The 14088-nt window shown below is 67.0% G+C and carries 11 protein-coding genes and 1 pseudogene; 6 read left to right on the top strand and 6 right to left on the bottom strand.

Annotated elements, in window-relative coordinates:
• The first annotated feature begins 12 nt into the window (after positions 1–12).
• The 5 genes and pseudogenes from mtrB to ON40_RS26520 form a co-directional block, all read left to right on the top strand.
• Positions 13–2136 (top strand): MtrAB system histidine kinase MtrB, encoded by a 2124-nt coding sequence (mtrB, locus tag ON40_RS26540; RefSeq protein WP_373281979.1) that lies wholly within the window; start codon positions 13–15, stop codon positions 2134–2136.
• Positions 2133–3974, top strand: coding sequence for an MtrAB system accessory lipoprotein LpqB (gene lpqB, locus ON40_RS26535; protein WP_174435074.1), 1842 nt, complete (start codon positions 2133–2135; stop codon positions 3972–3974). The genes mtrB and lpqB overlap by 4 nt, the downstream gene beginning before the upstream one ends.
• A 95-nt stretch (positions 3975–4069) precedes the next feature.
• On the top strand, positions 4070–4714 hold the full coding sequence (locus tag ON40_RS26530; RefSeq protein ID WP_040827305.1) for a ComF family protein: 645 nt from the start codon (positions 4070–4072) through the stop codon (positions 4712–4714).
• A 377-nt stretch (positions 4715–5091) separates the two neighbouring features.
• Positions 5092–5694: a ribosome hibernation-promoting factor, HPF/YfiA family gene (hpf, locus tag ON40_RS26525; protein WP_245568012.1), complete on the top strand. Its 603-nt coding sequence runs from the start codon at positions 5092–5094 to the stop codon at positions 5692–5694.
• Between the two features lie 118 nt (positions 5695–5812).
• Positions 5813–6130 (top strand): annotated as a pseudogene (locus ON40_RS26520) (acetyl-CoA C-acyltransferase); the annotation flags it as partial.
• A gap of 16 nt (positions 6131–6146) precedes the next feature.
• Here ON40_RS26520 and bluB read toward each other — a convergent pair.
• The 6 genes from bluB to ON40_RS26490 all read right to left on the bottom strand — a co-directional run bounded on the left by bluB (position 6147) and on the right by ON40_RS26490 (position 13331).
• On the bottom strand, positions 6147–6779 hold the full coding sequence (bluB, locus tag ON40_RS26515; protein WP_040827488.1) for a 5,6-dimethylbenzimidazole synthase: 633 nt from the start codon (positions 6777–6779) through the stop codon (positions 6147–6149).
• A gap of 163 nt (positions 6780–6942) precedes the next feature.
• A complete protein-coding gene (locus ON40_RS26510; RefSeq protein WP_040827301.1) occupies positions 6943–8196 on the bottom strand; it encodes a fatty acid desaturase family protein in 1254 nt (417 codons plus the stop codon).
• A 97-nt stretch (positions 8197–8293) separates the two neighbouring features.
• A complete protein-coding gene (locus ON40_RS26505; protein WP_040827299.1) occupies positions 8294–9790 on the bottom strand; it encodes a fatty acid desaturase in 1497 nt (498 codons plus the stop codon).
• 99 nt (positions 9791–9889) lie between these two features.
• Positions 9890–11065 carry a ferredoxin reductase gene (locus ON40_RS26500; RefSeq protein WP_373281975.1) on the bottom strand — a complete coding sequence of 392 codons (1176 nt, stop codon included), beginning with the start codon at positions 11063–11065 and terminating at the stop codon, positions 9890–9892.
• Between the two features lie 246 nt (positions 11066–11311).
• Positions 11312–11896 carry a DUF6912 family protein gene (locus ON40_RS26495; RefSeq protein ID WP_040827486.1) on the bottom strand — a complete coding sequence of 195 codons (585 nt, stop codon included), beginning with the start codon at positions 11894–11896 and terminating at the stop codon, positions 11312–11314.
• 22 nt (positions 11897–11918) lie between these two features.
• A complete protein-coding gene (locus tag ON40_RS26490) occupies positions 11919–13331 on the bottom strand; it encodes a WS/DGAT/MGAT family O-acyltransferase (RefSeq protein WP_040827295.1) in 1413 nt (470 codons plus the stop codon).
• A 171-nt stretch (positions 13332–13502) separates the two neighbouring features.
• Between ON40_RS26490 and ON40_RS48340 the strand changes: the two genes are divergently transcribed.
• The gene (locus tag ON40_RS48340; protein ID WP_051193577.1) at positions 13503–14048 is read left to right on the top strand and encodes an Rv3235 family protein; all 546 of its coding nucleotides are present in this window, start codon (positions 13503–13505) and stop codon (positions 14046–14048) included.
• Positions 14049–14088: the final 40 nt, after the last annotated feature.

The raw sequence follows: 14088 nt of genomic DNA, 5'->3' as shown, positions 1-14088 counted from the left end.
CTGGCAGCGATGATGGCGTGGTTCAAATCCGTCGGCGAGTCGCTGGGACATGTGTGGCGGCGCTCGCTCCAATTGCGCGTCGTCGTGTCCACGCTGACGTTGTCGCTGATCGTGATCACCATCCTCGGGGTGGTGCTGACCAGTCAGATCACCGATCGTCTCCTCGACGGCAAGATCGCCGCGGCCGTCGAGGAAATGGGTCGCGCCCGCGCGACGGTCGAGAATCAGCTGGCGGGAGCGCATGATTCGGGCAGCCAGCTGACCAGTCTGCAGGCCGCGCGCAACGCGCTGTCGAGCGGTAACAGCGGCCAGTCCGGCGGTACGGCCGGTAATTTCAACTCCGCGCTGGAGATGGTCGGCGAGAACATGCAGGACATCTCCGTCGGGCCGGTGCAGGAGGTGCCGGCCGAGCTGCGGCGCTTCGTACAGCAGAACCAGGTCAGCTACCAGTTCGCCACGGTGTCGGACCCGGACGGCTATCGCGGCCGGGCGCTGGTCATCGGCAGTCCCAGCACGCAGGTGCCGACGCTCGAGGTCTACCTGATCTTCCCGCTGACCAACGAGGATCGCAGCCTCGGACTGATGCGCGGGACCATGTTCATCGGCGGCGCGGTACTGCTGGTGCTGCTCGCGGCGATCACCGCGCTGGTGACCAGGCAGGTCGTGCTGCCGATCCGGTCGGCGGCCCGGATCGCGGGCCGATTCGCCGACGGGCGGCTCCGGGAACGCATGCTCGTGCGCGGTGAGGACGATATGGCGAAACTGGCCATATCGTTCAACGCGATGGCCGAGAGCCTGTCGAACCAGATCACCCAGCTCGAGGAATTCGGTAATCTACAGCGCCGCTTCACCTCCGACGTCAGCCACGAGCTACGCACACCGCTCACGACCGTACGCATGGCCGCGGATCTGATTCACGGTTCCAGTGACGAACTGGATTCCGCGCTGGCCCGAAGCGCCGAACTCCTGGTCACCGAGTTGGACCGATTCGAGGGTCTGCTCAACGATCTGCTGGAGATCAGCCGTCACGATGCCGGTGTGGCCGAACTGCAGGTCGAATCGCTGGACGTGCGGATGTGCGCGCGGGCCGCGATCTCCACGGTGCGTCATCTGGCCAAGGAATCCAACGTCGAGCTGGTCGTGGATCTGCCGGAGGAGCCGCTGGTCGCCGAGGTCGATCCGCGACGCGTGGAACGCGTGCTGCGCAACCTGCTCGCCAACGCCATCGACCACAGCGAAGGCAAACCGGTGCTGATCCGGATGCGCGGCGACGTCGACGCCAATGCCGTCGCGATCGTGGTGCGCGATCAGGGCGTCGGTTTGCGGCCGGGCGAGGAGAAGCTGGTGTTCAACCGGTTCTGGCGCTCGGATCCCTCGCGGATGCGGCGTTCGGGCGGGACCGGTCTGGGCCTGTCGATCAGCGTCGAGGACGCGAATCTGCACGACGGCAAGCTCGAGGCATGGGGTGAACTCGGTGCGGGCGCCAGCTTCCGGCTGACCTTGCCGCTGGTGCGCGGGCGCAAACTGGGGCCGAGCCCGTTGTCGCTGGAGCCGCCGCGGCGGCGCGGCGCACCGCGTGAACTGCTCGCCGCACCTTCCGATGCGGCGCAGGATGTGCCGCAGTCCGAGACGACGGCCGAATCGGTCGCCGAGGGGTCGGACGGGCTTTCCGATACCGGAGGCCGGACGGATCCGGCCGAGGTGATCGAAGCGGATTCCTTTGCCGCCGGAGTGGATGCACCCGTCACCGAAGCGGAACTCTCCGCCGCCGAGGCGGAGATGGCCGAGACCGAGCCGAGTGTGTCCGAGGAGGAATCGAGTTCGGCGCTCGCGTCGGCGGATGTTTCCGAGGCCGAGCGTGATTCGCTCGCGGCAGGAACGGATGTTCCTGCGGGCGGCGCGAATTCGGCTGCCGACGAGACGGATGTGACCGGGCCGAGCGCGAGCGCAGCCGAGGCGGACGAGCCGGATTCCACGGCATCGGGCTCGGAGGCGGCGGCAGATTCCTCCGACGACGAGTCGAATGCGGTTGGGGCGGGGAAGAATTCGGATGAGCGGTCGTCGCAGGGGGCCGGTGAGAGCTCGGGGGCGGGGGAGGAAACCGTACTGAGCGATACCGGAGACGGGACGAAATGAGTCGAGGTCCTCGCACCTGGCAGCGCGCCGGGGTGAGTCGATTACGTGTGGTGATCGGTCTGTTGCTGGTGTCGGTACTGGCGTTGAGCGGATGTGCGAATCTGCCGGATTCTTCGGCGCCGCAGGCACTCGGGACCATCGATCACGCGCCCACCAGCGTCGGTCCGGTGACACCGGTCGCCGGGCACGATCCGGATCTGCTGGTCCGCAATTTCCTGACCGCCACCGCGAATCCGGCCAACCGGCATCAGCAGGCGCGGGAGTATCTGTCCCCGGCCGCGTCGTTGAACTGGGATGACAGCGCCGGGACCGCGATCGTGGAGTCACCGGACACGCTGCGCGAATCCCTGACCGGTGACACTGCCACCTACCGGATCCGCGCGCGCAAACTCGGCGAGCTGGGTGCGGACGGGTCGTTCCGGGCGCAGGACAACACCTACGAGACCAGGGTCGAGCTGACCAAGGTCGGCGACGAGTGGCGGATCAATCAGGTGGAGCCGGGCGTCGTCGTGGACAGTGCCGCGTTCTACAAGGCGTATCGCCGTTATTCGCTGTATTTCGCGAACACCCCCGGTACCAGCATGGTTCCGGATCTGCGCTGGATCTCCACGAGTAAGGACCAGCTGACGCAGCGGTTGTTGGCGCTGCTGTCCGAGGGGGCGCAGCCGTCCCTCGCACCGGCCGTGCACAATGTGCTGGCCGCGCCGATCAGCCTGCGCGGCGGCATCACCAAGGCCAACGGGTCGGCCGACGGGGTCGGCATGGGCCTGGGCGGGGTGCGGATCGACTTCACCGGCGCCTCGACGCTCGATGCGCGAAGTAAGGAGCTGCTGGCCGCGCAGGTCGTGTTGACGCTGGCGGGTGCGGACATCCTCGGTCCGTACGTCCTGCTCGCGGATGGGAAGCCGCTCGACGACCGATACGCGAACACCGGCTGGTCGCTGGACGACGTCAACGCGATGAATCCGAAGACGCCCACCGCCGATCGCACCGGTCTGCACGCGCTGCGGGACGGCACGCTGGTCACGGTGGATACCGCCAAGGGACACGTCACTCCCACACCCGGATATTTCGGTACGGCACACAATCTGCAGTCCGTCGGCCTGTCCGATGACGGGCAACTGGTCGCCGCGGTCGCCGACAGCGGCGAGCCCGCTCCCAAGCCCGAACGCACCCTGGTCATCGGCAGTTACGACGGTTCCACCACGTTCTCGGTGGTGCAGGGCGACACCTTCACCCGGCCGTCGTGGACGTCCGACGGCGGGGCGGTGTGGACCGTCATCAACGGCACCAAGGTCGTTCGGGTGGTGCACGATCGCGCGACCGGCAACGTCTCGCGGCAGGATGTCGACAGTTCCACGTTGACGGTGGGCGAGCCGAACAGCACCGATCCGGTGCCGCGTCTGCCCATCACCGATCTGCGGATCTCCCGGGACGGCACCCGTGCGGCGATCATCGCCGGCGGCAAGGTGTACCTGGCTGTCGTGGTGGCCCATCCGGACGGTAAGTACTCGCTGGTCTCGCCGCAGCCGGTCGCGGTCGATCTGAGTACGACCGCGGTGTCCATCGACTGGTCCAGTCCCGACACGTTGGTCATCGCCCGGGAGGGCGATGTGAACCCGGTGGAGTCGGTGTACATCGACGGTTCGGATCTGACCCAGTTGTCGAGTCAGAACCTGACCCCGCCGGTGCGGCTGGTGAGCGTCGCGTCCGACACGTTCTACGTCGCGGATTCGCGTGCGGTCATGCAACTGCAGTCCACCGATCCGGCCGCGGACCGATTCTGGCGCGAGGTGCAGGGATTGGGCACGAATGTGCTACCGGTGCTGCCGGGCTGAGTGTCGAACGATCTCCGGCGGCCCGCCGCACCCGTTGCACATGCGCGAACGCCGAACCTGTTGGCGCCGCTGGAGATGACCGGCACACTGGGCCGATGCGGATGCTGCTGGATCTGATCCTGCCGCGAACGTGCGGGGGATGCGGGGCGCACGGGGATGTGTGGTGCGCCGGATGCGCGCGGAGCCTGTCCGGTATGCCGGTGCGGGTACGGCCGCGCACCGATCCGGGCGTGCCGTGCTGGGCGCTCGGTGGGTACGCCGGCGCGGGACGCCGGGCGGTGATCGCCGTCAAGGAGCATGGACGCCGGGATCTGGCGCCACCGTTGGGGTTGGCATTGGCCAGGGGGCTGGCTACACTTCGGGATCCACGGCGGTCGCTGGTTCTGATTCCGGCGCCGACCAAACGGTCGGCCGCACGCCGTCGCGGAGGTGATCCGGTAGCCCGGGTCACCAGGATCGCTGCGGGTTTGCTACCCGATTGCCGCGCCGCTGCGGCGTTGCGAATGCACCGTGCTGTACGGGATTCGGTCGGCCTGGGCCCGAGGGAGCGCAGAGCCAATCTGCACGGGCGGATCACGGCCCGTGCCGAGTCGTTGCCTGCTGCCGTCTCGATGGCAAATGCCGAGGTAGTACTGGTCGATGACGTTCTCACGACAGGAGCGACGGCGGGTGAGTCGGTCCGTGCGCTGGCGGCCGCGGGCATCGGGGTCCGGGCTGTCATGGTGACTTGCGCCGCGTGAGTGGGCGAAATTTGCGTGAACACTGGCGGACAGGTCGCTGGCGTAATAGCGTGGCCATCAGAGCGATCTGACACCCCGTACCAGAGGTTGGAGGTGGCGCCTCGAGCGACTTTCGTGTCGAGTTCTCCAGTGTGTGCAACCATTCTCGCGACGCCGCCAGTGTCAGCTGATCGCCTGCCGCACGCACCTCTCGACACGGTTATTACCCGCCGCACACGACTCGTGTGTGTGGCCAGATCCGGGAGGTACGCGTGACGACTTCACGACCTTCAGTGAAAGAAGCAGACGCCTCGGCTCGCTATGGCGCGACAGCTGACTCCACCGCTTTCGACCGAGCCGAACCCGAGGAACAGGCCAAAGTCCCCAGTGCCGACGTCGTGGTGAAGGGCCGCAACGTCGAGGTTCCCGATCACTTCCGAATTCATGTGGCGGACAGGCTCTCCCGGCTCGAGCGTTTCGACCCGTCGATCTATCTGTTCGATGTCGAACTATTCCACGAACGCAATCGTCGGCAGCGCAAGAGCTGTCAGCGGATCGAGATCACTGCACGCGGCAAGGGGCCGATCGTGCGCGCGGAGGCATGTGCGGAAAGTTTCTACGCCGCCCTGGAACAGGCGGCCGAAAAGCTGGAGAGCCGACTGCGTCGCAGCAAGGATCGTCGTCGGGTGCACTACGGGGAGAAGACCCCCCTCTCGGTGGCCGAGGCGACCGCGGATCTCGTGGACGAATCGCTGAGCCGGGCGGCCGCGAACGGCGCCGCAGTCCGCGATCAGGAGATGGACCCGGGTGATTACGCCGGTCCCGGTCATATCGTGCGGACCAAGGTGCACCCCGCCGCTCCGATGTCCGTGGACGACGCCCTCTACCAGATGGAACTCGTCGGCCACGATTTCTTCCTCTTCCACGACCGGGAGTCCGACCGACCCTCGGTGGTGTACCGCCGTCACGCCTTCGACTACGGACTGATCAGACTCGCATAACGGGCGGGTCCCCCGACGGTGGTTGCCAGGGGCCGACGACCTCGAGTCGTCGGCCCCTCACCATGTCCGGTCGCGAATTTTTCTGTGACATCGCGTATCGCTTTTCTTCTTACCTCGGATGTCTTTGGGCGATGTGGATTTCGTCGATGTCCACGAGGCGTTCGCCGCGCAGACCCTGTCGGTGCTCGCGGCGCTGGGCAGTGACGAGTGGGCCAAGACCCGGCTCGACCGCGACAGCGCCGTCGGGGAGATCGACCCGGACGTACTGAATGTGCACGGCGGATCGGTCTCGCTCGGACACCCCTTCGGCGCGACCGGCGCGCGCATGGTCACCACGATGGCCAACGAGCTGGCCCGCTCGGGCAAGAGCGCTGCGCTGCTGGGGATCTGCGCGGCCGGTGGCATCGGAGCCTCCGCGGTGCTCGAGCGGGTGTAGGCCGGGCGAGGCCGGTTCAGCCGGGGAACTTCTCCCAGTGCACGGCCTCGCTCAGCGGGCGGCGATCGCGCCAGCCGAAGCGTTCCAGGTCGGGGGTCGCCTGGAATTCGTGTACCGGGCCCACGCACAGCCAGGCGACCGGGCGGATCCCGGGCGGCAGCTGCATCAGGTCGGTGAGGAAGGGGGCGTCATAGAAACTGACCCAGCCGACGCCCACCCCTTCGGCGGTCGCGGCCAACCACAGGTTCTGGATCGCGAGAATGGTGGAGTAGAGCCCGGTTTCGGGCACGGTGGCCCGGCCCAGGATGTGCGGGCCGCCGCGGCTGTCGTCGTGGGTGACCACGATGCCGGTGCGGCTCTCGGTGATGCCCTCGATCTTGATCGGCTCGAAGGTGCGGGCGCGTTCGGGCGGCAGCGACTCCCGGAATTCGATGCGCTTGTCCGCGACGTGCGCGGCGAAGCTGGTCAGTGTGGCCGGGTCGCGCACGACGATGAAATCCCATGGCTGCGAATTGCCGACGCTCGGCGCGCGATGCGCCGCATCGAGGATCCGCATCAGCGCGGCGTCGTCGAGGAGTTCGCCGGTGAACTCGGCGCGCACATCGCGCCGCCGCCGGATCACTTCGTAAATATCGTGCTCAGTAACCACACCATCGCCAATCTTGCCCGCGTCAATCCGAGTCGGCACCAGTCAACCAGAGGTAAATAATCCCCCAGCGCCGAACCCTTGCCCGACGCGCCCACACCGATGCACAAGTGCACCCCGCCCGGGATGTCGGACGGGGTGCACTCGGGGTTCTACAGGGGCGAACTCAGCCGATGGGCACGGCTCGCCGCGCTTCGGCGAGGCGGCGGCGGCCCTGCTTCAGAGCCGTGCGCAGACCCTGGCGACGTCCGGTGACCGGATCGATCTCGGCGACGCCGCCGAAGACGCGCTCGGACCTGGTCTCGGGGGCGTCGTCGGTGGAACGGCGCAGGTATTTGTTCGGCAGCGAGAGCTTGATGATGGTGCGCCACGACTTGCCGTACTGCACCGGCAGCGAACCGGTGGTGTAGGGCAGATCGTATTTGTCGCACAGCGCGCGGACCCGCACCGCGATCGAGGCGAGCCGGTTGCTCGGCAGATCCGGGAACAGGTGGTGCTCGATCTGGTGCGAGAGGTTACCGCTCATGAAATGCAGCACCGGGCCGCCGGAGATATTGGCGCTGCCCAGCATCTGACGCAGATACCACTGGCCCTGGGTCTCACCGTCGATATCGGCCTTGGTGAATTTCTCGGCGCCGTCGGGAAAGTGGCCGCAGAAGATCACCGCATTGGTCCACACATTGCGGATGATGTTGGCCGCGACATTGGCCGAGAGGGTGGACAGGAATGCCGGGCCGGTCAGCAGCGGGAAGATCAGATAATCCTTGGCGACCTGCTTACCGACCTTCTGCAGCACCGTGCGCCGGTCCTCTTCGAACTGCTTGCGCTCGGGGCTGTCGGCGGCCCATTTCTTCTTCGCGACCTTGCCCAGTTCCAGATGCTGGATCGCTACGCCGTATTCGAAGAACATCTGCAGCAGCAGGTTGTACACCGGCTGGCCGAGATAGAACGGCGACCAGCGCTGGTCGCGCGTGACGCGCAGCAGACCGTAGCCGATGTCGTCGTCCATACCCAGGACGTTGGTGTACTTGTGGTGCAGGAAGTTGTGCGTGATCTTCCAGTGCTCGGACGGGCCGACGTTGTCCCATTCCCACGACGCGGAGTGGATTTCCGGATCGTTCATCCAGTCCCACTGGCCGTGCATGACGTTGTGGCCGATCTCCATGTTCTCGATGATCTTGGCCGTGCCCAGCAGGGCCACACCGGCGAGCCACGCGGGCGGGAGGAAACTCGCGAACAGCACCGCGCGTCCGCTGATCTCCAGCGCGCGCTGGAGCCGGATCACATTGCGGATGTAGCGGGCATCGCGCTGTCCGCGGGAGGCTTCGATTTCACGCCGGATGGTATCCAGCTCGACACCGATCGCTTCTACGTCCTCCGGGGTGAGGTGCGCGTATTCCTTGACATCCGAGATCGCCATGCCGGTTACACTACCGTAGGTTACGGGTCCGTAGGTTATCTCGGGATTCATTCACAACTGTGGCGTACGCCGCATTGTGAACAAGGCCAGGATATGCTTACTGACCCCGTTGCGACCGCTGCCGACGACGTACCCGCCACAGCGCGCGCTCGCGCAACGCGCGTCGCCGCAACTGCCGCCGTTCATCGCGGGCCTTGTCCTGCAGAGCGTGGGTGGCCTCGCGCAACGCCTGCTGCTCGGTGCGTGCCTTGTCCTGCCAGGCCCGCGTGGCCTCGCGCAATGCCTGTTGTTCCTGGCGGGCCTTGTCCTGCAGGGCCAGCTTGGCCTCGCGCAGGGCCTGCTTCTCCTGCCGGGCCCGCTCGCGCAACGCCACCTTCGCTTCGGCCATCGCCGATCGCAGACCGCGGCGCTCACCCGTCTCCGGATCGACGACGGCCTCGGCACTGGGCCAATGCAGGGACAGTACGGCGAATTTGCGCTCGGACGAGGTTTCCGGTGCGTCGTCGGCGGTACGGCGCAGATATCGGTCCGGCAGGGCCAGCTTGTGAATGGTCCGGAAGGCCAGCAGATACTGTTTGCCCAGCGAGCCGGTCGTATAGGGCAGATCGTATTTATCGCAGAGTTCGCGCACCTGGACCGAGATCTCCGGATAGCGGCTGCTCGGAATGTCCGGGAACAGATGGTGTTCGATCTGGTAGCAGAGGTTGCCGCTCATGAACGCCATCGCGGGGCCCGCGGTGAAATTCGCGCTGCCCAGCATCTGCCGCAGATACCATTCGCCGCGAGTCTCGTTGGCGAACTGTTCCTCGGTGAATTTCTCCGCACCATCCGGGAAATGGCCGCAGAAGATCACCGCGTACGCCCACAGGTTGCGGATCAGATTCGCGGTCGCATTGGCCTGCAGGGTGCGTTTCCATCCCGGGCCGGTCAATGCGGGATAGATCACGAAATCTTTGGCCACCTGCCGCCCGGCTTTGCGGAAGAACGCCTTGTTCGGCTCGGACAGCAGGCGCGTCGGCCGCACGCCGAGCTGAAACTTCTCCGCCTTGAGGTCGTGCAACGCGATGCCCCACTCGAAGGTGGCGGCCAGCAGCAGATTCGCCAGCGGCTGGATGAGATGGATCGGACGCCACTGCTCGTCGCGGGTCATCCGCAGGATGCCGAAACCCAGATCGTCGTCGCGGCCCAGCACATTGGTGTAGGTGTGGTGGGAATAGTTGTGCGCGCGCTTCCACTGACCCGAGGTGCCCGTCATATCCCACTCCCAGGTGGTGGAGTGGATCTCCGGGTCGTTCATCCAATCCCATTGCCCGTGGCTGATGTTGTGCCCGAGCTCCATGTTCTCGATGATCTTGGCAATCGTCAGCATGGCCGTACCGGCCAGCCATGCCGTGCGCCGCTTACCCGCGAACAGCGTGACCCGTCCCGCGGTCTCCAGGATGCGCTGCGCGCGAATGGACCGCCGGATGTACTTCGCATCGTTCTCGCCCAGCGATGTTTCGACGGTGCGCCGGATACTGTCGAGCTCCTGGCCCAGAGCCTCGATATCCGTCTCCGTCAGATGGGCGAACGCCTTGATGTCGGTGATTGCCACTGTGCTGAGTTGCCTCGATTCGCTCCACGCGTCATGTGTGGGGGTGCGCGGTGCACCGGGATGCCGTCACCGAGGGTATCCGGTTTCGGTGAATAGTGTTTACACGTCGAGTGTGCAGTCGCCTGCCGCCACGGAAATACAGGTCTGGATTTTCTCCCCGGCCTGATGTTCGGTGCCGTTGCGCAGATCGCGCGCATGTCCGTCGGTGATCGCGACCACGCAGGTCTGGCAGATGCCCATCCGGCAGCCGAACGGCATCTGCACGCCCGCGTCCTCACCGGCCTGCATCAGCGTGGTGGCCCCGTCGACCTCGACGGTGCGGCCGGTGCGCGCGAAGGTGACCGAGCCGCCCTCGCCGACCGCCGAACGTTCCACCTCGAACCGCTCGATATGCAGGTTGTCGCTGACATTCGCTGCCGCCCAATGACTTTCGATGTCGTTGAGCATCTGCAGCGGGCCGCACGCCCAGGTCTGCCGCTCGCGCCAATCCGGGTACAGCTGGTCCAGCGAGGCCAGATCGAACTTGCCCTGTGCGCCGGTCAGGTTCACGTGCGAGGTGAAACCCGGGTGCTGGTCGTGCATCCGGTGCAGTTCCTCGCCGAACATCACATCCTCGGCCGTGCGCGCGGAATGGATGTGTACCAGGTCGGGAACGGCGCCGCGCCGATCCATCGTGCGCAACATCGCCATCACCGGGGTGATGCCGCTGCCCGCGGTGAGGAACAACACCTTCGGCGGGAGCGGCTCGGGCAGCACGAAACCGCCCTGCGGTGCGGCCAGCCGCACGATCGTGCCCTCGGGAACGCCGTTGACCAGATGACTGGACAGGAACCCCTCGGGCATCGCCTTCACCGCGATGGAGATCAGCCGTCCGCGCGGGCCGCGACCGTCGGCGGGAGCGTCGCTCCAGTCGGGCGGGCAGGTCAGCGAGTAGGACCGCCAGTGCCAGCGGCCCTCGACCAGGACCCCGATGCCGATGTACTGGCCCGGGGTGAATTTGAAATCGAATCCCCAGCCCGGCTTGATCACCAGCGTGACCGAATCGGCGGTCTCCTTGCGCACGTCCACGATGCGGCCGCGCAGCTCGCGCGCGGACCACAGCGGATTGATCAGATGCAGATAGTCGTCCGGCAGCAGCGGCGTGGTGACGCGGGCGGCCACGCCGCGCAGCGCGTTGAGCCGGGTGCGACCGGCCATCTTCGCCTCGGCGACCGGGGCCTCCAGCCATGCCCGAACGCCCTGTACCGATTTCGAGACCATCGTGCGAATGCTCATTTCCCTGTGGTCATGGTGATCATGCGCCCCGCGAGGGCATCGTCGCGCCTGCGGAACGCATCCGTCGAGGCAAGGTTACGGCATCGTAGGTTAGGGCTGTATTTTTGGCCTCCGCTTCGCCGCGGCGGGTTTTCGGCGCTGTAAGGCTGGTCGTTCAGCCCTCGAGACTCGGCCTTCGGCCATGCGCTTCGGGGGCTGAACGACGAGCCCGCGCCGCAAACTTCAGGGTTGGCCTCGGATCGCGGTTTACAACAAATCGAGCAGGAACGGGAGTTCCTGGGCGGCGTACCAGGCGAGCTGGTGGTCCTCGGCGTCGCCGAGGACGAATTCGGCGTCCTCGTCGCCGATGTCGGCGGCGTCGATGACGTCCACCGCTTTGGCGATCGCCGGTTCGGCCTCGGCCAGATCGACGTGCACCGAGGCGATCTGGCTGTAGGTGACCGGGGCGGACAGGCGGACCACGGCGTCGTCCAGGTCGGGGCGCAGGGTCGCGCCGGTGACGTCGGCGGCGATCACCGCGCGGCGGTAGACCGGGGCGGAATAGTCGCCCACGTCGTCGCCATCCGTGTCGTCGCCGGGGGTCGAGCCGTCCGCGTCCGGGGCGGCCTCGTCGGCCAGCAGTGCGGCCTCGCGCTCCTGGGCGAGCAGGCGCAGTGCGGCGCGGCCCGCCTCGATCATCGCGACCTCGGCCAGTTCCTCGTCGTCGCCCGAGGCGTACGCCTCGCGCAACGCCGGTGTGACGGCGAACGCGGTGTCGTTGATCGCCCGGATCTCGCGGTCGGCCACCAGCTCTCGCAGCATCGGGACGGTCGCCGGGATGTAGACCCGCAGTTTGCCTTTTCCGGCCGCGGCTTCACTGGACGCAGGCACCGAGCATCTCCTCCATGGATTCGTGCACCGCCGCGGACAGTACGCCGATGTCGGCCATCGCATCGCGGTCGGCGTTGAGACCGTAGAACACCCGTCCGTCGTACGAGGTGATTCCGATACTCATGGCCTGGTTGCGCAGCAGTGGCGACACCGGATACATCTCCAGCATCCGCGCGCCGCCGATGTACATCGGCTGCTGTGGACCCGGTGCATTGGTGATCACCAGATTGAACGTGTGTTCGGCGAACGTACTCGCCGATCGCACGCTCATCGCGTGCAGGCTCGCCGGGGCGAAGCCCGCCATGTGCACGAGCGTACGCGCCTGCACTCCGCGCCGGTGCCGGGAATTCGGCTCGTTGGCGTGCGCGATGTGCGAGAGCCGGATCACCGGATTCGGCTCGCCCACCGGCAGATCGACCAGGAACGAGGAGACCTCGCTGGTCGACGGCGGCCGATCCCCGTACTGCCCTTCGACGTAGACCGACATCGGCACCACCGCCCGCAGCGCCGCCGATTCGATGAGCACATCGCCCCGGGACTGGATGAAGATGCGCAGTGCGCCGGTGACCACCGCCAGGATGGCGTCGTTGATGGAGCAGTCGAAGCTCCTGCGGATGGTGCGGTAGTCGTCGAGATCGGTGGACACCACCTCGAAGCGCCGATCGCGGGAGGTGGGCGCGTTGAACGCGCTGTCGGGCGTTCCGCTCGCGGCGGTGCGCACGGCGGTGACCACCCGGCCGGCCGCCTTGCCCGCGGCATCGATGAACGAGAAGGCGTCGGTTCCGGCGCGGCGCAGCACGTCCAGCGCCTCGGCGGGCTGGGTGGCCAGATCGATCACCGCCATGGCCAGCAGTTCGGCATCGCCCGGCTCGTGCCGGGTGACCCACGCCTCGGTGGCGATCTCCCGCGGCGAGGGGGAGTTGTCCAGGATGACGTGCCCGATCTCGAGCGCCGAACTGCCGTCCACCAGCGCCGAATGGGTTTTGGTGAAGATGGCGCAGCGGTCCTGCGCCAGGCCCTCGATCAGGTACATCTCCCACAGGGGACGGGTCTGATCCAGCGGGCGCGAGGACAGCTGCGCGACCAGTTCCAGCAATTGCGCGTTCGAGCCCGGTTCGGGCAGTCGCGCGCGTCGCACGTGATAGGTCGGGTCGAATCGGCTGTCCTGCACCCAGACCGGACGGCCGAGTTCGAAGGGGACCTCACGCACCTTGCGCCGGTAGCGCGGCACCAGCGGCAGGCGGCTGGCCACCAGGTCCAGCAGCCGGTCGTAGTCCAGCCGTCCGCACGGCCCCTCGCCCGCGCGCAGGATCGCGAGCGAGCCGATGTGCATCGGGTTGCTGCTCGTCTCGAGTCGGTAGAACGCCGCGTCCTGCGGTGACAGTCTCGTGATCACGCTGACCGATACCCCTTTCGATGCTCGCTCCATTGTGATCCGCACCCAATCTTTCGTGGCCGTGTGTGGGACATGTCGCGATACCGAGAGGAAATCCTGTACCGGGGGCGGGGCGCGTGGCATGCTGTTTCGATCCGTGTCCAGGGGACCCGACAAGCAGGGGGAAGCGGAATGCTCGGATCTCGGAACGACGCCGATCCGGCCGGTTCGGGCCGGTCACTGGCGAAGGCGCCGGCCTTCGAGCCGCCGCTGGAGTGCGCAGGGGGCATTCCGGCGCGGTCCGGCGGTTCGGCCGGACGGGTGGCGGCGCCGTGCGCGGGTGGGGCCCGCCGGTACGGCGCAGCTCGTCGCTCCCCGCACGACGGGCGGTCCGCCGCGCCGGTTCGTGTGGATGAAAATCATTCGGCGGCAAAGCAATTCGCCGAGCGAGCGCTGCGTTCGGTACTCGAGGTGCTGGACGGCCGCCGCAGTGCGACACAGCTGCGTCCGCTGGCCGAACCCGCCGTGATCGCGGCGGTGCAGACGCTGGTGCGCACCGGCGGCGGCGATCGTCGACTGGGTGCGGCCGTGCTGGTCAACGTGCGCGTCGTCCTCGATGGAACGGGTGCGGCGGAGGTCTTCGGCGGTTACGAGCGCGGTGGTCGCCGATTCGCTGTCGCGGCCCGGATCGGCGTGAAACGCGGCGACCGCCGGCTGACGGCGCTGCGGCTGCGCTGACATCTCACACTCCGGGGCGCACGTCCCGGACCGGCGGGTC

This window comes from Nocardia jiangxiensis NBRC 101359, assembly GCF_000308615.1.
GTDB classification, from domain to species: Bacteria; Actinomycetota; Actinomycetes; order Mycobacteriales; family Mycobacteriaceae; genus Nocardia; species Nocardia jiangxiensis.
Note: the sequence above shows the minus strand (reverse complement) of the source record. Positions and strands in the feature narration are given on the sequence as shown.

Excerpts from the sequence above, each read along its gene's own strand:
- ON40_RS48340 (WP_051193577.1), top strand. The coding sequence starts at position 13,503 with ATGCTCGGATCTCGGAACGACGCCGATCCGGCCGGTTCGGGCCGGTCA.
- ON40_RS26510 (WP_040827301.1), bottom strand. The coding sequence starts at position 8,196 with ATGGCGATCTCGGATGTCAAGGAATACGCGCACCTCACCCCGGAGGAC.
- lpqB (WP_174435074.1), top strand. The coding sequence starts at position 2,133 with ATGAGTCGAGGTCCTCGCACCTGGCAGCGCGCCGGGGTGAGTCGATTA.
- ON40_RS26500 (WP_373281975.1), bottom strand. The coding sequence starts at position 11,065 with ATGAGCATTCGCACGATGGTCTCGAAATCGGTACAGGGCGTTCGGGCA.
- ON40_RS26530 (WP_040827305.1), top strand. The coding sequence starts at position 4,070 with ATGCGGATGCTGCTGGATCTGATCCTGCCGCGAACGTGCGGGGGATGC.
- mtrB (WP_373281979.1), top strand. The coding sequence starts at position 13 with ATGGCGTGGTTCAAATCCGTCGGCGAGTCGCTGGGACATGTGTGGCGG.